Source organism: Chryseobacterium sp. 14P4.3.2, assembly GCF_057799275.1.
This window is the reverse complement of the sequence record NZ_JBYOKO010000017.1, coordinates 17,628-36,626: the sequence shown is the minus strand read 5'-3', so window position 1 is coordinate 36,626 and position 18,999 is coordinate 17,628. Positions and strand designations below refer to the sequence as shown.

At 35.5% G+C, this 18,999-nt stretch carries 14 protein-coding genes; 8 read left to right on the top strand and 6 right to left on the bottom strand.

Going from position 1 to position 18,999, the window contains the following annotated elements:
• Positions 1-60: 60 nt before the first annotated feature.
• Together AC27VX_RS19910 and AC27VX_RS19905 are read right to left on the bottom strand one after the other, a co-directional pair.
• Positions 61-1,710, bottom strand: a complete 1,650-nt coding sequence (locus AC27VX_RS19910; RefSeq protein ID WP_488697507.1) for an alpha/beta fold hydrolase — start codon at positions 1,708-1,710, stop codon at positions 61-63.
• Between the two features lie 144 nt (positions 1,711-1,854).
• A complete protein-coding gene (locus tag AC27VX_RS19905; protein WP_236856005.1) occupies positions 1,855-2,367 on the bottom strand; it encodes a 5' nucleotidase, NT5C type in 513 nt (170 codons plus the stop codon).
• Between the two features lie 213 nt (positions 2,368-2,580).
• On the opposite strand from AC27VX_RS19905, the gene AC27VX_RS19900 reads away from it, so the two are divergent.
• Entirely contained in the window at positions 2,581-4,473 is a 1,893-nt protein-coding gene (locus tag AC27VX_RS19900; RefSeq protein ID WP_300684892.1) for an ABC-F family ATP-binding cassette domain-containing protein, read from the top strand.
• Positions 4,474-4,552: 79 nt separating this feature from the next.
• Here the strand turns inward: AC27VX_RS19900 and AC27VX_RS19895 are convergent, their stop codons facing one another.
• Entirely contained in the window at positions 4,553-5,608 is a 1,056-nt protein-coding gene (locus tag AC27VX_RS19895; protein ID WP_488697504.1) for a Gfo/Idh/MocA family oxidoreductase, read from the bottom strand.
• A 184-nt stretch (positions 5,609-5,792) separates the two neighbouring features.
• Between AC27VX_RS19895 and AC27VX_RS19890 the strand changes: the two genes are divergently transcribed.
• The 3 genes from AC27VX_RS19890 (at position 5,793) to AC27VX_RS19880 (ending at position 9,533) form a co-directional block, all read left to right on the top strand.
• Positions 5,793-8,063, top strand: coding sequence for a TonB-dependent siderophore receptor (locus AC27VX_RS19890; protein ID WP_488697502.1), 2,271 nt, complete (start codon positions 5,793-5,795; stop codon positions 8,061-8,063).
• Between the two features lie 95 nt (positions 8,064-8,158).
• Entirely contained in the window at positions 8,159-8,674 is a 516-nt protein-coding gene (locus tag AC27VX_RS19885; protein ID WP_236856009.1) for a hypothetical protein, read from the top strand.
• A 268-nt stretch (positions 8,675-8,942) separates the two neighbouring features.
• Positions 8,943-9,533 carry a porin family protein gene (locus AC27VX_RS19880; protein ID WP_236856010.1) on the top strand — a complete coding sequence of 197 codons (591 nt, stop codon included), beginning with the start codon at positions 8,943-8,945 and terminating at the stop codon, positions 9,531-9,533.
• A gap of 97 nt (positions 9,534-9,630) precedes the next feature.
• Here the strand turns inward: AC27VX_RS19880 and AC27VX_RS19875 are convergent, their stop codons facing one another.
• On the bottom strand, positions 9,631-10,266 hold the full coding sequence (locus tag AC27VX_RS19875) for a peroxiredoxin (RefSeq protein WP_488697500.1): 636 nt from the start codon (positions 10,264-10,266) through the stop codon (positions 9,631-9,633).
• Between the two features lie 94 nt (positions 10,267-10,360).
• Between AC27VX_RS19875 and AC27VX_RS19870 the strand changes: the two genes are divergently transcribed.
• Complete coding sequence (locus tag AC27VX_RS19870; protein WP_236856012.1) at positions 10,361-11,248, top strand: mechanosensitive ion channel family protein; 888 nt, start codon at positions 10,361-10,363, stop codon at positions 11,246-11,248.
• 189 nt (positions 11,249-11,437) lie between these two features.
• Here the strand turns inward: AC27VX_RS19870 and sucC are convergent, their stop codons facing one another.
• The gene (gene sucC, locus AC27VX_RS19865; protein ID WP_236856013.1) at positions 11,438-12,628 is read right to left on the bottom strand and encodes an ADP-forming succinate--CoA ligase subunit beta; all 1,191 of its coding nucleotides are present in this window, start codon (positions 12,626-12,628) and stop codon (positions 11,438-11,440) included.
• Positions 12,629-13,206: 578 nt separating this feature from the next.
• Here sucC and AC27VX_RS19860 point away from each other — a divergent pair.
• The 3 genes from AC27VX_RS19860 to AC27VX_RS19850 are packed head-to-tail and all read left to right on the top strand — an operon-like array spanning position 13,207 to position 17,582.
• Complete coding sequence (locus tag AC27VX_RS19860; protein WP_488697497.1) at positions 13,207-14,880, top strand: peptidase domain-containing ABC transporter; 1,674 nt, start codon at positions 13,207-13,209, stop codon at positions 14,878-14,880.
• A 1-nt stretch (position 14,881) separates the two neighbouring features.
• On the top strand, positions 14,882-16,195 hold the full coding sequence (locus AC27VX_RS19855; RefSeq protein ID WP_488697495.1) for an HlyD family secretion protein: 1,314 nt from the start codon (positions 14,882-14,884) through the stop codon (positions 16,193-16,195).
• Positions 16,179-17,582, top strand: coding sequence for a TolC family protein (locus tag AC27VX_RS19850; protein WP_488697494.1), 1,404 nt, complete (start codon positions 16,179-16,181; stop codon positions 17,580-17,582). The genes AC27VX_RS19855 and AC27VX_RS19850 overlap by 17 nt, the downstream gene beginning before the upstream one ends.
• A gap of 86 nt (positions 17,583-17,668) precedes the next feature.
• On the opposite strand, the gene AC27VX_RS19845 is transcribed toward AC27VX_RS19850, so the two are convergent.
• Positions 17,669-18,946 carry a chloride channel protein gene (locus AC27VX_RS19845; RefSeq protein WP_236856017.1) on the bottom strand — a complete coding sequence of 426 codons (1,278 nt, stop codon included), beginning with the start codon at positions 18,944-18,946 and terminating at the stop codon, positions 17,669-17,671.
• Positions 18,947-18,999: the final 53 nt, after the last annotated feature.

Below are 18,999 nucleotides of genomic sequence, written 5' to 3'. Positions count from 1 at the left end.
CTTTTTTAAACTCGGTCTGATAATAATTCCTAACCTTCTTCTCCCAGCTTCCTTTCATTTCTATTTTTCACCAAGAAACTGCAGAATATCGGCATTTAATTCTTCTGCTTTTTCGAAAGGAATCATATGACTAGCATCTTTGTAGATCTTCGATTCTGCATGAGGAATTTCTTTTGCTATAAATTCTGTATGCTCAGGCTTGATAACATCTTTATCTCCTGCAATTATCAATACAGGGCTGGTAATTTTATTTAAATCCTTTTTGCTGATATTCGGTTCTGTGATCATTAGGTTCAAAAGCCTGATTTCATTGTACCTTCCCGGTTCATTCAGCATTTGTATGATATGCATCTGTTGTTTGAAATATGTAAACAGTTTCTCATCCACACCTTTAGGAAAGGCATTAGCTCCAATGGTAACCAGTTTATTAAGATTTTCCGGATACTTCAGGGCAAACTCAAGTCCGGTATTTCCTCCGTCACTCCATCCTGCAATATTAATTTTTTTAAGATTTAGTTGATCAACAAGTACTTTCAAGTCATCTGCAAACTGTTTATAGGTAAAATCTTTTTCGGAGGTATCCACGCTTTTCCCCTGTCCTCTTGTATCTATGGCTATTACCTTATATTGTTTAGCCAAAACGGGAATCTGCTGATAATAATCTTTTATACTTCCTGAATTACAGTGAAGAAGGACCAAAGGCTCCCCCTCACCGTAAATTTCATAATAAAGGTTGGTATCTTTCAGTTTCAGATAATTTCCGGAAGAAGGATCTTTCCCATAGGCTGTCAATGCCGCCGCCTCAGCATATTTGGAGACATCCGGAAACATTCCTCCTGCACTATCATATGAATATGCATTTTCGTCTTCGGTATTTCCTCCGTTTTTATCCATTTTTACATCAATATTTATAGCAGGTGCTGCAATACTCATCTTTTGCCAGTCTCCATAAAATTCCCTTATAAATCCTGTTCTGAAGAGCGCGGCACTTATTTTAATACTTCCATCAAAATCTTTTAAGAATTGAATACCAACAAAAAATTTTCCCTGAACCCAAATATTACGATCATTGACATCCAGGGTATAAGTTCCGTCTTTAATCATATCTTCAGTAAGTTCAACGGTAATTTCTTCATCTAAAATATTCTTATCCGGAAACCCGTCTTTTTCACTGTAAATACTGTACCTCATCAGAACCGGTTGACTGGAGGTATACCTGGCGATATTCAGATTAATATTTTTGATCTTGGAGCGTTTTTTTGCATTAAACTCCAATGCAGTTTCTCCTAAAAAATTGTTTTTGTTTAGAGCTGGATTTACGGAATATAAAACGCTTTTTGTTTTTGTATTGACTCCCCAGTTTTTATCAACAAGTTTCTTAGGCTTAATAGCAATTTCTTTAATATTTTTTGTTTTCTCTGTTAAAAAGATTTTTTGCTGATCATGCTTTTTAAAATCCTGTACTGTTTCCTGATACAATTCATACCCGGGAACTTCTATTTTTATTTTTTGCTGTGGTTCAAGGCTGGAAAGATCAATGGAAAATTTTCCTTTTTCGTCAGAGATCGTACCAATGGTTTTCTTTTCCACTCCTATTTTCACATAAGAAATAGGCTGATTTTCGTTTTTAGAAATAATGGTTCCTGAAATAACCTGTGCATTAAGGGAAAAAGCACTAAAAAGAATCAATAGAGCATTAAGTTTTTTCATGTTAAAAGTTTGGTGCAAACTTATTTATTTTCTATACCCTGCTCTCATAAGACGCTATTAAATTTATTCTCTTTTTAGTTAAAGTTCTTTTAAAGCCTCCCTATATTTATTCAATAATTCTAAAAAACATTTAAAATTTCAGGTTTAAAGGATAGCCATTACCTCTTCCCATGAGCCTACTCTTTGATAAGTATCATTTTCTACCAATTCATTATGGGGTTGAGTAAATATCAATCGGTCACCCTCGAAATGATTCAGGTTTTTTGGATAGTCATCAATCATTACATCTCCGGCAACCACTCTTTTGCTACCACAGAGAACAATCTGTTCCCAGCTGATAAATGGGAAATGTTCTTCCAGCCAGTCATATTTTTCTCTTAAACTGTTCGGAAACTCCATCCCTGCAGAGACAATATAAAGCTCATATTTATTGTTCAGATATTCTATCGCTTCACGGCTGCCTTCTATCAGAGGTAAAGTTCTGAAGAAACCAGGTTCATTCACATGTTTTTTACCATTTGGGAAAGCTTCTATTTCTGGCTTTCCTTTCAGGCTGCTGATCTCAATCTCTCTTCCGGTATCTCTTTTTTCAAATTGTATCAGCTGATGGTATACATCTGCCATTACACCATCCATATCGACAATAACTTTTTTCATTACTTCAAATCAGGTTTTATATTATTTATTCTAAACACTCATTTTATATTGAGTCTTATCAAATTTACAGAATTGCTTTCTCACACAAAGGATACAGTTTATTAAAAAAACATCAATAATGAATGTTATAAAAGAGGTTCCGGAAAATTTTATGGTTTCATTTTCGTATTTTTGCCATTCAATTCAAAATTAAAATCAAACCATTAATTTCCAATGAATTACGTTTCTGCAGAAAATCTTACCAAATCTTACGGCATCAAAGTTTTGTTCGAAAACATTTCTTTCCACATCAATGAGGGAGACAAAATTGCCATTGTTGCCAAAAACGGAAGTGGGAAATCTACCCTTCTGAAAATATTAATGGGTAAAGAAATTGCAGACAGTGGTACTGCGATCATCAATAAAGATATCCAGGTAGTACTTTTTGACCAGGAGATCAATTATGATCCTAAACTAAGCATTGAAGAATTCATGATGACTCTGGATTCAAAACCAATTCTGGCGTTAAAAAACTATCATAAGTCTCTTCATTCTACTGATCATGACTTTATTGAAAAAGCATTAGCAGAAATGGAGGTTCATAAAGCCTGGGATCTTGAAAATGAAATGAAACAAATCCTTTCTCAGCTTAAGATCACCGATCTGGATGCTAAGATGGGAACACTTTCAGGAGGGCAGATCAAGCGTGTGGCACTGGCAAAACTATTAACAGAGACCAGAGCTGAACACAGACATACTCTTCTTATCATGGATGAACCTACCAACCACCTGGATGTGGATATGGTAGAATGGCTTGAAAACTATCTGAACAAAGCCAAGATCACTTTGCTGCTGGTAACCCACGACCGATATTTTCTGGACAGTGTCTGTGACATTATCTGGGAGATAGAAGATAATAACCTATACTTTCACAACGGTTCGTATGCTACTTATCTGGAGAATAAAATGATCCGTGAGGAAAACCTTAATGCTACCATTGATAAGGCCAACAACCTTTACAGAAAGGAACTGGAATGGATGAGAAGACAGCCAAAAGCCAGAACTACAAAATCAAAAAGCAGGATTGATTCTTTCTACGAAACAGAAAAAGTAGCCAAAACCGACACCAGAAAGGATGGACTGGAACTGGATTTTGAAATGAAACGTCTGGGGAATAAAATCCTTGAACTTAAACATATTGATAAAAGTTTTGGCAATAAGGTTCTTTTAAAAGATTTCAGCTACCAGTTTCAACGTGGTGAGAAGGTGGGAATCATCGGAAAGAACGGAGCCGGAAAATCTACTCTGTTAAATATCATCCAGGGGTTTGAAAAAGCCGATCATGGAGAGATTGAAACGGGAGAAACTATTTCTTTCGGATATTTTGCACAGAAAGGGCTTACTTATAAAGAGGATGAGCGTGTCATAGATTTTATCAAAGAAATTGCAGAATTTTATCCTTTAGCCAATGGAAAAAGTCTTTCCGCATCACAGTTTTTAAGATTATTTTTATTTGACGACCAGAGTCAGTATTCTCCTATCTCAAAACTTTCAGGAGGGGAAAAAAGGAGACTTCACCTGATGTATATTCTTTATCAGAATCCTAACTTCCTAATTTTTGATGAGCCTACAAATGATCTGGATCTTCCAACATTAACGGTTCTAGAAAATTTCCTTCAGCAATTCCAGGGATCATTGATTATCGTTTCTCACGACAGGTATTTTATGGACAGAATTGTAGATCATGTTCTGGCGTTTGAGGGTGATGGAAAAATCAGAGATTTTGTAGGAAATTTCTCAGAATACCGCGATGCGAAAAGCCGTGAAGATGCTTTGGAAAAAAATACGGCTGTAAAAGCTGAGCCGGCTAAAGAGAAAGTATCTGCCGCAGAAACTCCTTCGTCTTCTACTTCTAAAAGGAAATTAACATTCAAAGAACAAAGAGAGCTGGAGACTATTGAAAAAGAAATGCCTGAACTGGAAAAGCAACGCGCTAAGATTCTTGATCAGCTTAATAATGAAGCTGATTATGAAAAAATAGCCAAACTTTCCTCCGAACTTGAAATGGTATCCGGAAAACTGGAAGACCACGAGATGAGATGGCTGGAAATTCAGGAGCTGCTGTAAAAAATAATGAATGATGAGTTAATTAAGGTTGTTTGTAGTCTCAAACCATTCAATTAACTCATCTTTCACAATTTATCATTTATAATTCTACTATTTTTTCTTCTTTGGCACTTTTCAAAGAAGCATCTATAATTTTCATATTCAGAATGACTTCTTTTCCGGGAGATGGTAAAGCATATCCAAAAACGATGTGTTCGTAAATCTTCTGGTAGTAATCCATATAATTTCCGGCTTCACTAGAGGTCAGAACTCTCTCTGTTTCGGATTCTTCATTTAAAAAGTTTAAAATTCCGTCTGTACCATTTAATGGCTGTGTCCAATCTGTTCCATATACAGGAATTTCTCCGGCTACAAGTTCATTTTCCTGATTATCGGTTCTTTCCTGTAGAAAGCTTCCTTTATTTCCATGAAAAGTATATGCATTGTGGGCCTCTTTACTGAACACTGAAGATTTAAGTCTTACTCTTAAATCATTTTTGTAGAATAAGAGAATTTCAAAGTAATCATTAGCGAACTCCGGACCTTTCATAGAAAAAACGTCAGCAAAAAGTTTTTCAGGATATCCAAAATACTGCACTGCCTGATCTACGAGATGCGCTCCAAGATCATGAAGTGAACCGGAACCTATCTGATCTGGGTTTTCTTTATGCTGCTTCCCGCTTGGGGTGGTACGAAATCTATCAAAACGGATTTCAGCTTCTTTAATAGTCCCTAATTTACCTCCGTTTATCATTTTTTGAACCTGCAAATAGTCACGGTCAAATCTTCTATTTTGATATACACTTATAAAGAGTCCTTTTTCTTCTGCAAGTACTGTTAATTCTTCAGCTTCAGAAACATTAACTGTAAAGGGCTTTTCAACAATGATATTTTTCCCTGCTTCCAGTGCTTTTTTTGCATATTCATAATGTGTTTGAACCGGAGTATTAACAATCACCAATTCTATATCTGCCTGCTGAAGCATTTCTTCTACAGAATGATAAATAGTTGCTTCAGGATATTTTTCTTTAGATTCTTCTTTACTTCTTTCTACGATAGCAGAAATGAAGAAACCCGGATGTTCTTTCAAAAAGGGTGCGTGAAAAACTTTTCCGCTCATTCCAAAGGCACAAAGTCCCGCTTTTATCAATTGCATATTTAAATTTTTCAACAAATATATTCATAAAAAAGCCCGGATTAGTTATGTATGGCAGGTATAGAAACAATCCATTCCCCGCCTTACAGACTAAATGATAAAAGTCATTTAATTATTTTTATCTATTCTAAACAAATACTTACATTTGCGCGTTATTTAAAATCGTTCTACATAAAAGTAAAAAATGAAAAGACATCTACTTTCTTTGGGACTTCTATTTGCAGCTGTATCAGTGAGTTCACAGATGAAAAACGCTGAAGCAGATACGATCAGAACCCAGACCATTGAGGATATTAACCTTCACAAAACCGGAAATCCTAACCAGGCAAGACCATTATCCACAAAGTCTAATCTGACCGTAATGGAGAACCCGCAGCCTATAGCCATTATAACGCACGAAATTATCGAGCAGCAGCAGGCAAAACAGCTGAGTGATGTTCTACAGAATGTGAATGGGATGTATGTAACCTCTTCAAGAGGGAATTCTCAGGACAGCTTTGGTGGACGTGGCTTCAGTTTAGGAAATGATAATATTTTCAAGAATGGAGCAAGAGTAAACAGTGGTGTTTTCCCGGAAGTGAGCGGTTTGGAAAGAGTTGAAGTATTAAAAGGAGCCAATGCTATGCTTTTTGGTAATGCTGCTGCAGGGGGTATTATTAATATGATTACCAAGAAACCTAAATTTAATTTTGGTGGAAGCGTAGGATTAAACGGCGGAAGCTGGAATTCTTACAAACCAACTGTAGATATCTATGGACCTCTATCAAAGAATATTGCATTCCGAGTAAATGGTGCCTATGAATATGCGGAGAGCTTCAGAGATGTTGTAAAGTCCGAGAAACATTATTTTAACCCTTCATTTTTATTCAATATCAGCCCAAAATCTCAATTGATCATCGAAGCTGATTATCTTAAAAACGATTTAACTCCAGACTTTGGTTTAGGGACGATAACAAAAAAAGATGGTCTTACCTATGAACTGAATAGCCTTTTACCAAGAAATGCCTTTTTAGGAGCAGACTGGCAGTATCAAAATGTTGAACAGGTTTCTACAAATGCTACTTTCAATCATCAGTTTAATGAAAAATGGTCATTGAATGCTGTAGCATCTTATCAGAATTATACTAAAGATTATTTTTCCACAGAAAGAGTACAGTGGGGATATGACAGTAATGACCGTCTTTTCTGGAAAAGACCACTAAACAAAACTTATAACGAGCAAAACTATACTTCTGCCCAGGTTAATATCAATGGAGAATTCAGAACCGGAAGAATAGATCATAAAGTTTTAATTGGCGCAGATGCAGATTACAGTACTGCTGATTCTTATACTTACTATGATCCTAATATAACAGATCCTAAAAAAGTTTCTCTTTTTGGCACAAACTATTTGTATGGTACAAATGGAAATTCAAATGGACTTGTCTACCTTGATGATGCATCAACATGGGCGAGCGGAAGTATGCCAAGTGCTAAAACTGCGGAAAAAAACCGTATCAATACAAGAAGAATAGGAGTATATGCTCAGGACTTTATAAGTCTTACTAAAGAATTTAAAGTATTGGCAGGACTTCGTTGGTCATATATTGAAAATATGCCAACCATTAATACAAAATTCAGAACTAATGATAAAGGACTTGTTAATGACAGCTCCACATCAGATCAGGCAATATCTCCTAAAGTTGGGATCGTTTATATGCCTAACACTAACTTATCTGTGTTTGCAACCTACACCAATTCATTCGTAGCCAATACAGGAAAAGATATTTACAGCACAATTATTAAACCTACTACTGTTGACCAGTATGAAGCAGGTGTAAAGAAAAACTTCTGGAATAATGCCCTGGCAGTAAATTTAACTGTTTACCAGATTAATTATAACAATTATTACCAGACCGCAGCTTTTCTTGCCGATGGTAAAACGGCCAATAATGATCCTTTGATTAAGGAATTTGCAGGAAAAATGAGAAGTCGCGGAGTAGAATTGGATATTACAGGAAATCCAACAGAAAACCTTTCCATCATTGGAGGGTTCTCTTACAATAATTCTGTATATCTTGATACCCCTGATAACTTTGGATATGTTGAAAAGCAAAGAATTGTAAGAACACCAGCTACTACAGCCAATGCTTCTGTATTTTATAAATTTACAAGCTTTGCAAAAGGCCTAAAAGTAGGTGCAGGTGCTTACTTTATTGGTGACAGATTAGCAGGATGGAATGACACAAAAAACGGCTCAACAAGTTTGGATGCAAGAAAAGGTATCAGCAGATCATTTGCTTTAAAAGATTATACAACTGTAAATCTTTCTGTAGGATATGACTGGAAGAAATTCTCTATCCAGGGTAAAGTGGGTAACCTGTTTGATGTGGTTAATTATAATGTTCATGAGAATTATTCTGTGAATCCTATTACTCCGAGAAACTATTATTTTACTCTGACGTACAGACTTTAGAATTAAATATATAATTTATTCTCTCATTAAAAGTGGAAGTTGCATTTTTGCAGTTTCCACTTTTGAAATTTAAAAACAAAAACAAACAATAAGATATGGACAAGATTAAAGACACCAGAAGCTTTATGAGAATCACTCACCGTTACCTTGGGTATTTCCTTGCAGGTATCATGGCAGTATATTCATTAAGCGGAATTCTTCTGGTTTACAGAGACACTGATTTTCTGAAAAATGAGAAAAAGTATGACAAGACCATTGCTAAGGATCTTACTGAAAAACAATTGAAAAAAGAACTGAAAATGAAAGGCCTTGAAGTAGAAAAAACTGAAGGAACTGTTCTTTACTTCAAACAGGGAACTTATGATGCAGCAACCGGAAAGGCTTTATATTCCAAAAAAGAACTGCCTTTTGTACTTGACAAAATGGTTTCTCTGCACAAATCTCAGTCTAAAGACGCCATTTCTCCTCTAAGTGTATTTTTCGGGATTTCGCTTTTCTTTTTTGTGATTTCAAGTTTCTGGATGTTTAATCCCAAAACAAAAGCTTTCAAAAGAGGAATTAAGTTTACCATTGCAGGGCTTATAATTTCTTTGATTCTTTTATTTATTTAATCAAAAGAGGGACTCGAAAAGGAAAAAGAAAGTAATATTACAATAATAATAATTTTCTTAAATATAGTAAATCTTCTTTCCTACGTTCTACTATCCTTTCATTATGATTATAAAAGTATCAGCTAACATACTACAAACCTGAATCATATACTATTCATGACATTAACATTAATTTGGAAATTTTATCTAAAATTAAGAGTCTGGCACATTTATTGTTTTTTCTATAATTCGTGAATAATAAAACATTTAATTATTAAAATAATAAATTATGAAAAGACTTATTGTAACAGGGATATTAGCTGTAGCAGGTTTAACAGCAACTGCAAACGCTCAGATTCAAAAAGGTAATTGGATGGTAGGGAGCAGTATTGTAGCCAGTAATTTTGGTTTAAATACTGGTGGAGGCTATAATATTTCATTACAGCCGAAAGCTGCTTACTTTATTCAAGATAATGTAGCTGTTGGAGGATATGTTGACCTAGGATTTAATAAAGTTACTAAAGGATCACCTACCAACTTTGTATATAAAGTAGGAGCTTTAGGACGTTATTATGTATCTCCAGGTGAAAAAGGTGTAGATAACCTATTGCACCACGGAAGATGGTTCCTTGAAGGTAATGTAGGTGTTGGAGGAACATCCACAGAAGGCTCAAACTCTACTACTGGTTTAGATTTTGGTGCTGGTCCGGGATATTCTTATTTTATTACTCCGAACATCGGTATTGAAGGTTTAGTGAAATATAATGGTGTTGCAGGTTTCGGTAGTGAAGGTTTAACTTCTACTTTGACTTTCAATGTAGGATTTAGTATCTATTTACCTACTTCTAAAGGTAAGCAGATCATTAACGACGTTAAGTAATCACTGAAATACTTATAAAAAATGAAAGCGCCCCGGAAATTTTATTCTGGGGCGCTTTTCGTACAAATTAAAACTAAACTATAAAAAATCAAATAAATCATATATCAGGCTGGGGCGTATATCGTAAATACGGTTTTATTTCCGTTACCCCTTTTGGAAATATTTCTCTGGCTTCCTCCGTGGAAATTGAAGGCGGTATAATAACATCTTCCCCTTCTTCCCAATTCACCGGGGTCGCAATTTTATGACGGTCTACCAACTGTAAAGAATCCAGCACTCTAAGGATCTCATCAAAGTTCCTTCCTGTAGAGGCCGGATAGGTAATAATCAGTCTTACTTTTTTAGCAGGATCAATGATCAGTAAAGAGCGTACCGTAGCAGTAACTGAAGCATTGGGATGAATAAAATCATATAACTCCGAAACTTTCTTATCCTTATCAGCAATAATCGGAAACAGAACATTGGTATTCTGTGTCTCATTGATGTCTTTCACCCAATTTTGATGATCCTCTACTCCATCTACACTTAAAGCAGTTACTTTTGTTCCCCTTGCATCAAATTCAGATTGTAATTTTGCTGTGTACCCCAGCTCTGTAGTGCAAACCGGCGTATAATCTGCAGGATGTGAGAAAAGAATTCCCCATGAATCTCCCAAATAATTATAAAAATTGATGTCACCTAAAGATGACTCTGCCTGAAAGTTGGGTGCTGTATCTCCTAGTTTGATCGACATAATATGCTGTTTTTATAGTCTACAAATTTAGTAGACTTTTTCGAACTGGCAAATTTTTTGCATAAAATTTATATCTTTAATTAAAATTTTATTCATGGAGAAAACCGGAATTACTTATATCGACCTGGTGTACAAGGTATTAGATAACTGGTATGTAACCTTTGCAAGGCTAACCCCAAAACTAGTTGTCGGAATTTTAGTATTTACATTTTTTCTTATCACCAGTAAATACATGAGTCAGGTTGCTGTAAAATTATTTCACAAATTTTTCCCGAAAAGTGAAAAAGAAAGCTCGCTGGTTACTTTAATCAGTATATTCAGATTTCTGATCATGATGATGGGGACTTTTATTTCTCTTGAAATAATGGGTTTCAGCGGTTTTCTTTGGAAATTTATCGGAAGTTTAGGAGTTGCCGGAGTGATTGCGGGGGTTGCTTTGAAAGATCTTGTTTCCAGTATTTTCTCCGGAATGCTTATCGGAATTGATAAAGCATTTAAAGTAGGAGATTATATCACCATAGGAACCCATTCGGGAACGGTACAGGAAATCGGTTTTTTAACAACAAAGATTCTTACTGATGATGGTAAGAAGGCTTACATTCCCAATCAGGTTGTTTTCAATGCACCATTTTATAATATTACAGCTTCACCACAGCGCAGGATTATTTTAAATTTTGAAATTCCTGCAGATGAGGATATCAGCAAAGCACAGAAGGGAATCCTGGAAGTGATCAAAAATCTAGATAATGTAGATAAGTTAGATACTGTGGAAGTAATCTTTACAGATCTGAAACAAGGCGCATTTAACCTCCAGGTAAAGTTCTGGATAAAAGTAGGAGCTAATTTGGCTCAGATAAGAAGTAAAGCTTATTTAAGTATTAAAGAACGCTTTGATGCGGATAAAATCCAGTTGGTAACGCCTACCAGTATAAGTATTACCAACGGTGAGACCAATTTACCGGAAAGCTATCAGGATAAGTAAGAAATCATCTATAAAGATAAAGACTATCTCAGTTTTGAGGTAGTCTTTTCTTTTTATACTATTTACAAAAGGCTGAATATCGTAATCGAGCTAATGATATCTAAAAATTAGAAATCTTTGTTCCTTTGCCTCCAACAAAAAAAACCGTTTCAAAAATGAAACGGTTTCTATGTATTTTAAAATTTTAGATTAAGCTAAAACTTCTTTTACTTTGTTTGCTGCTTCTTCTAATGTAATTGCAGAGTGTACCGGAAGACCAGACTCATCAATTAGTTTTTTAGCTTCTACTGCGTTAGTTCCCTGTAATCTTACGATCAATGGAACCGGAAGGCTACCCATAGCTTTGTAAGCATCTACAACTCCCTGAGCAACTCTGTCACATCTTACAATACCTCCGAAGATGTTAATCAAGATCGCTTTTACGTTTGGATCTCTTAAGATAATTCCGAAAGCAGTCTGCACTCTCTGAGCATCTGCAGTACCCCCTACATCAAGGAAGTTAGCCGGGTTACCACCTGATAATTTGATGATATCCATAGTTGCCATTGCAAGACCAGCTCCGTTTACCATACAAGCAACGTTACCATCCAGTTTTACGAAGTTAAGACCAGCTTCACCGGCTTCAACATCGATAGGATCTTCTTCTCTTGTATCTCTTAATGCTTCAAGATCTTTGTGACGGAACAATGAGTTACCATCTAAAGTTACTTTAGCATCTACAGCGATAATTTTATTATCAGAAGTTTTTAATACTGGGTTGATTTCGAAAAGAGAAGCATCAATTCCTACATATGCGTTATATAAAGAAGTAATGAACTTTGTAAATTCTTTGAAAGCATTTCCTTCAAGACCTAGGTTGAAAGCAATTTTTCTTGCCTGGAACCCTTGAAGACCTAAAGCAGGATCAATAAGTTCGTTGTGGATCAAATGAGGAGTTACTTCTGCAACATGCTCAATATCCATACCACCTTCAGTAGAATATACGATTGTATTTTTCCCTTCAGCTCTGTCTAAAAGAATAGAAACATAAAATTCTTTAGTTTCAGATTCTCCAGGATAATAAACATCTTCTGCAACCAAAACTGAGTGTACTTTTTTACCTTCAGCAGAAGTTTGTGGAGTTACCAACTGCATTCCCAGAATGTTCTGAGCGTTTTCTTTCAACTTATCCATGTTTGGAGAAAACTTAACACCACCACCTTTACCACGACCACCTGCGTGAATCTGTGCTTTTACAACCCAAGCCTGTGCTCCGGTTTCAGCAGTCAATTTTTCAGCAGCTGCTACAGCTTCATCTACGTTGTTGGCAACGAAACCACGTTGGATAGCTACTCCGTACTTTGATAAAATCTCTTTTGATTGATACTCGTGAAGATTCATATTATTTTTATTATTTTATTTTAATATTTAAAGGTTGACAAATTTACTAAAAATGAACAAGGTTAAAAAGAAATTTGTCTAACTTTTAATTCATTCTGTAAGTTTAAGGGTGATCTTTTCAGATTCAAAGCGGTGAATCTATGAATAATATGATAATGATCATAAAAAAAAGAAATCCGGCCGTCATTTTCTAATGACATTTTAATCCCATTCTAATGTAGATAAGAGTATTAACAAATCCCATCTATTATCTTTGACCTCCGGAAATAACAGAGATATAGGACATGAATTTTCAAATTAAATCTATAATGTACGAAAAGCCATATTTCAAAAATGCAGAAAAAAAGAAAAATCCGGAAAAGTTGATACTAAAAACAGATCAAAACGAATCTATTAAGTGTTGCTTAAAAAAGTATCTATTATTCCAATTTACTTTATCTGTCTAAAAGAATTAACATCCTATATCTTATGTAAGTTATCTGAAAAATAGACTTCCGGTCTTATTTTCTGATAACCATTACCCTTGTTTATTGAAAAAACTGAAACAGATAAACATTAAACTCTACTAAATAAGAAAAATGGAAATAACAGCAAACGAACAGGGCAAAAGACTGATACGTTATATTACAAAAGAAAAAAAGGATGTTACCAATATTTACTTTTATGCAATCCTTAACGGCCTTGTTTTACTGAGTGTTCCTTTGGGAATACAGTCTATTGTAAGTTTTGTGATGGGAGCTACCATGACAACTTCTATTTATATTCTCATTTTTTTTGTAGTTATAGGAACATGGCTTGCCGGATATTTCAGACTAAAAGTTATACAGATCATTGAAAAAATCCAGCAAAAAATATTTGTAGAATTTTCCCTAGCCATTGCAGAAAAAATACCTAAGGCAGATCTTTCTTATACCAGAAAATACTATCTGCCAGAACTGGTAAACCGGTTTTTTGATATTCAAAATCTACAGAAAGGGATTTCAAAAATTCTGTTAGAAATTCCCACCGCTCTGATCCAGATTGTTTTTGGGATTCTTTTGCTTTCTTTTTACCACCTTTGGTTTTTGGCATTCGGAGCCCTGGTCGTTATTTCTGTTGTTATTATCTTCCGGTATACCATGGAAAGCGGCATAAAATCCAGTATTGAGGAAAGCAACAAAAAGTATGATACTGCTGCCTGGATAGAAGATATTGCCGGATCTGTGAAGACTTTCAAAATGCATTCTGATAACAACTCCCATTTAAAAGGAACAGATGAAAGAGTGGTAGAATATCTTAAGCACAGAACTTCTCATTTTAAAATTCTTGTATTTCAATACAAAACTATTATTGCTTTTAAAGTCATTATTACTTTAGCAATGCTTGCTATCGGGACCTATCTTCTGATCAATCAGAAATTGAATATCGGAGCTTTTATTGCAACAGAAATTGTTGTTCTTAGTATTATGGCAGCGGTCGAAAAGCTTATTGTAAGTCTTGAAAGCTATTATGATCTTATCGCCTCTTTCGCTAAACTTTCAAAAATCACAGAGCTTAAAGAAGAACCAAATGGTGAAATTATATTGTCCCGGAAAGAAAAGGGAACAGAGATAGAATTTAAAGACGTTGGCTTTTTATTTAGTGACAGTACTCCAATCCTTTCAAATCTGAACTTTAAAATTCAGGAAAATAGTATCACTATTTTAACGGGTACACTGGGAGCTGGAAAAACACTTTTAATCAATATGATCACGGGATTTTTTGAACCCACTGCAGGAACCATATTATTAGACAGAATCCCTTTAAAAAACATTGACAAACAAAAATTTAGAAACAGCATAGGTTTATATCTTGAAAATATGAAAATCGTTCAGGGAACGGTGAAGGAAAATATCATATTGGGCAACCCCAAAAGCCATACGGAAGATATTCTTGAACTCTCAGAAAATATAGGAATAGAAAATATTTCCAGCATGTTCAGCAAAGGATTTTTCACTGAAGTTAGTGAGACTGATTCTGAAATAACATTCAGTTCAAAGAAAAAAATATTGCTTCTGCGTGCTCTTCTTGGAGAAAAAAAGCTGATCATTCTGGAAAACCCTTTTGCGGGAATCCATGAAGAATATCAGGATAAGATGATACAATATCTTCAGCAGATGAAAGAAAAAGCGACAATCATTATTGTTTCACAGGATCCCGAACTACTTCAATATGCTGACCAGCATATTCATATGGAAAACGGGACTTTAAAAACATATCAAAAAAAGCAGTAACATGGAACTACAGTCATTTGACAAAATATATCATATCCATAAGAAATCAAGGGTAAAAAGATGGTTCTTATTTATTTTCATTGGAGGAATTATCACTTTATTTCTTCCCTGGACACAGAATATAAAAGTGAAAGGAAACATAACTTCTCTTTATCAGGAACAGCGTCCACAGCAGCTTCACTCTCCTATTCCGGGGAAAATCATCAGATGGAATGTAAAAAATGGAGATTATGTAAAAAAAGGAGACACTTTGCTGCAGCTTTCAGAAGTAAAAGAAGACTATTTAGACCCTCTTTTGGTACAGAGAACACAGGAGCAGGTGGATGCTAAAAAAGGAGTTCGAAATTTTTATGAAGCTAAAGTAGGAACCGTTAAAAACCAGATTCAGGCACTACACTCGGCAAGAGACCTAAAGCTCAATCAGTTAAAAATCAAAACCAGCCAGCTGAATAATAAACTTGCTGGTGAAAAAGCTGAACTTGAAGCAGCTACCAATGAGCTTAAACTATCTGAAGATCAGTATATCCGTCAGAAAAAAATGTATGAGGAAGGTTTAGTATCTCTTACTCAGTTTCAACAGAGAAATATCTCGTACCAAAATACCATTGCAAAAAAAACAGCTTCGGAAAATAAAACCGCCCAAACCCAGCAGGAAATTATCAATACTGGAATTGAACAAAATTCTGTGATTCAGGATTACATAGAGAAACTAAGTAAAATAGAAGGAGACCGTTTTCAAAGTATGGGACAAATAGAAGGAAGTGAAGGTGATATTGCCAAGCTTGAAAACCAGGTAGCCAACTACAAAGCCAGGCAGGGTCTTTATTTCATCATTGCCTCACAGGATGGTCAGGTAATACAGCTCAACAAAGCGGGGATTGGCGAAATTTTGAAAGATGGTGAAAATATAGGAACCATAGTACCCACTATTGTAGATTATGCTGTAGAGATTTTTATAAAACCGGTAGACCTTCCACTGGTTAAAGAAGGGCAGCGCATCATGTGCATCTTTGATGGTTTTCCTGCAATTGTATTTTCAGGATGGCCTAATTCCAGCTACGGAACATTTGCCGGCAAGGTGGTTGCTGTGGAAAGTAATATCAGCAGTAACGGACTTTTCAAAGCTCTGGTTACGGAAGATAAAGAAGAAAAAAGATGGCCTCCTAAAATTAAAATGGGAGCCGGAGTACAGGGTATTGCTATCCTCAATGATGTTCCTGTCTGGTATGAACTCTGGAGAAATATAAACGGTTTTCCACCTGATTATTATGAAGTAAAAAATGATCAATCCGGCAAGTATGAGAAAACGAAGTAAATTTCTTTTTATTCTGATCATCTCTTTTTTTCAATATGGTCAGGCTCAGGATTCTTTAAGTATTTCATCAAAGGAATTCATTTCGATAGTCAAAAATTATCATCCGCTGGCATTGAAATATCAGCTGCAGAATAAAATAGCTCACGCAGAGATTACCAAAGCGAGAGGAAGCTTTGATCCTGTTTTGGGAGGAAAGCTTGGCGAAAAAAATATTGACGGACTACAGTACTACAGACAGAAAAATATTGAACTGGGTATTCCCACCTGGTACGGAATTGATGTGACAACTGGATATCATTATCTGGATGGCGAAAAGCTGAATTCCAGTGAAACCAAAGGAGGGCTTTACAGTATGGGGATTTCTGTTCCTTTGGCTAAAAATCTTTTGTATGATAAACGAAGAGCGATGCTGGATCAGGCAAAGTTTGCTTTAAAAATGACACAAGCTGAGCAGACTGTATTAACCAACGAACTTCTTCTTGACGCTGAAAACACCTATTGGGAATGGGTAAAAAGCTTCGAAATCTACCAGCTGCAGACGAAAGCAGTTGAAATCAGCAGAAAGCGTCTGAACCTTACTCAAAAGACTTTTGAATATGGAGAAAGAGCGGCTATAGATACCACTGAAGCGGCCTCTCAGTTGCAAAACTTTGAAATTCAGCAGAAAGAAGCTTTTTTAGACTTTATCAAAAATACCCAGCAGCTACAGTTATTTCTCTGGAAAGATAATCTAGAGATCTATGAAATTTCTCAGTTTATTTATCCCGCAGATCAGCTTTCGGACCACATTGCTTATTCGGATTTTGAATTTCTTTTACAGGAAATTCAGACAAAAGAAACTGCCAGTCATTGGTCTGTGCATTATTATAATCAGAAACAGTATATTTTAGAAAGTGAACGTAAACTGAAATGGCAGAGCTTTCTTCCTAAAATTGACTTTACTTATAACTTTTTCAACAAAGAAAGTTACCGTGCAGATTACCTCCCACTCTTTGAAAGTAATTTTCAATATGGTTTAAAACTTGAAATCTCCTTATTCCAAAGGGAAGCCAAAGCTCATTATCAAATAGCCAAAATTAAAATAGAACAAAACCAGCTTGATACTGAACTCAAAAAAAGAGAACTTACCACTAAAATTGAAACGTATAAGAACGAGCTTTTGAATTATCATACTCAGATAAGTCTTTCACAAAATAATCTTGTGAATTATCAAAAGCTTCTTACCGCAGAAGAAACAAAGTATACGAACGGTGAAAGCTCACTTTTCCTTATCAATTCGAGAGAAAATAAAATGATTGAGGCACAGGAAAAATTCATTTCCGCCAAAACGAAATTTCTCAAAAGTTTCAATAAGCTTAAATGGCTGAAAGAAAACTTCTCTTTATAAAATTAAAAAAAGTTCAGGAAATTCCTGAACTTTTTTGATATAGTGATCTTTAAAACAGATCATAAATTATTCTATAAATCACTTTTCTACTCTTCAACCAATTTTTCAGACTGTGATCCGATAAACGGAATTTTTGGAGCAAGGAAATATCCTGTCAGGCTGGCGAATAATATGGGTACAAAATAAGTAAATCCGGTAAGTGTACCCAAAATAATCGTTGTACTCATAGGAGTTCTCGTCACACAGGCATTGATGGCGGCCATACAGCTTACAATCGCCAAGGTAGTGTCTACTCCAGGAAAAATTGTATGGATAATTAATCCCAAAGTGGTTCCCACGAAGAACAATGGAATGATAAAACCACCCCTCCATCCGGAGGTTACGGTAATCGCAATTGCCAGTATTTTAAAGATCAAAACTAAGATTAGAAATTTCAGACCAAAATTTCCACCGATCAGCTGATTGATTTCATGATGTCCAAAATATCTTGTAATTGGAAAGTTATAAGCGATAATTCCCAAAATGATCCCGCCCACAAATGTTTTAATGTAGATCGGAAATTTTCGGTACTCAAAAGCTTTCTTGAAGAACTTAACTACAAAAATAAAAATCCATCCAAACAGTGTTCCTACAATTCCAAAAGCTATGGCATAGGCAAAATCATATGCCCCTGTATAATGATAAGCTTTCAGATCCCAGGTTGCTCCTATTCCGAGATGGATAATTAAAGCAAACATAAGGTAACTGAAGCAGCTTGCCACCAATGCGGGAATAATGGCCCTGTAATATTCCACGGCATGCTTATGATGCAGGATTTCCAATGAAAAAAGACTTCCTCCCAGAGGAGCGCCAAACAGAGCTGTAAAGCCTGAAGCCATCCCTGCAATACTTAAAGAGCGTAATTCTTCTCCTTTTAATCTGAAAATTTTCCCCAGCCATGTTCCTGTAGAGCCTGTCACCTGTACCAAAGGAGCTTCCGGACCTAAACTTCCTCCTGAAGCCACACAAAAAAGGGATGACAAAATCATGGAAGGGTTGTTCTTCGGATCAAGTTTTCCTTTATTGAATCTGATATTATTGACAATCAGATGAATTTCTCCCGGATCACCAATAAAATGGATGACCAATCCTGCCAACAGACCACAGATTGCCATGGTAGGAATCACCTGCCACCCTTGAAATCCCGAAAGAAATTCTGTAAAATATTCCAGCACAATCCAATATCCGCCGGCAATAATACCTCCTACGAGACCAGTAATAGCCCACATAAAAAAAGTACGGCTGAATACAAAAGGATTAAATGTAATGGGTTGATCTAAAAGGTTGAATGTTCGTATTAACCGCCGCCTTCTATTGATTTTCATTTTAATTTATTTTAAAATTACAATCATCATTTGTTATTGATATTTTAAAGCCT

Coding starts and splice junctions, on each gene's coding strand:
- AC27VX_RS19910 (WP_488697507.1), bottom strand. CDS start 1,710: ATGAAAAAACTTAATGCTCTATTGATTCTTTTTAGTGCTTTTTCCCTT.
- AC27VX_RS19905 (WP_236856005.1), bottom strand. CDS start 2,367: ATGAAAAAAGTTATTGTCGATATGGATGGTGTAATGGCAGATGTATAC.
- AC27VX_RS19900 (WP_300684892.1), top strand. CDS start 2,581: ATGAATTACGTTTCTGCAGAAAATCTTACCAAATCTTACGGCATCAAA.
- AC27VX_RS19895 (WP_488697504.1), bottom strand. CDS start 5,608: ATGCAATTGATAAAAGCGGGACTTTGTGCCTTTGGAATGAGCGGAAAA.
- AC27VX_RS19890 (WP_488697502.1), top strand. CDS start 5,793: ATGAAAAGACATCTACTTTCTTTGGGACTTCTATTTGCAGCTGTATCA.
- AC27VX_RS19885 (WP_236856009.1), top strand. CDS start 8,159: ATGGACAAGATTAAAGACACCAGAAGCTTTATGAGAATCACTCACCGT.
- AC27VX_RS19880 (WP_236856010.1), top strand. CDS start 8,943: ATGAAAAGACTTATTGTAACAGGGATATTAGCTGTAGCAGGTTTAACA.
- AC27VX_RS19875 (WP_488697500.1), bottom strand. CDS start 10,266: ATGTCGATCAAACTAGGAGATACAGCACCCAACTTTCAGGCAGAGTCA.
- AC27VX_RS19870 (WP_236856012.1), top strand. CDS start 10,361: ATGGAGAAAACCGGAATTACTTATATCGACCTGGTGTACAAGGTATTA.
- sucC (WP_236856013.1), bottom strand. CDS start 12,628: ATGAATCTTCACGAGTATCAATCAAAAGAGATTTTATCAAAGTACGGA.
- AC27VX_RS19860 (WP_488697497.1), top strand. CDS start 13,207: ATGGAAATAACAGCAAACGAACAGGGCAAAAGACTGATACGTTATATT.
- AC27VX_RS19855 (WP_488697495.1), top strand. CDS start 14,882: ATGGAACTACAGTCATTTGACAAAATATATCATATCCATAAGAAATCA.
- AC27VX_RS19850 (WP_488697494.1), top strand. CDS start 16,179: ATGAGAAAACGAAGTAAATTTCTTTTTATTCTGATCATCTCTTTTTTT.
- AC27VX_RS19845 (WP_236856017.1), bottom strand. CDS start 18,946: ATGAAAATCAATAGAAGGCGGCGGTTAATACGAACATTCAACCTTTTA.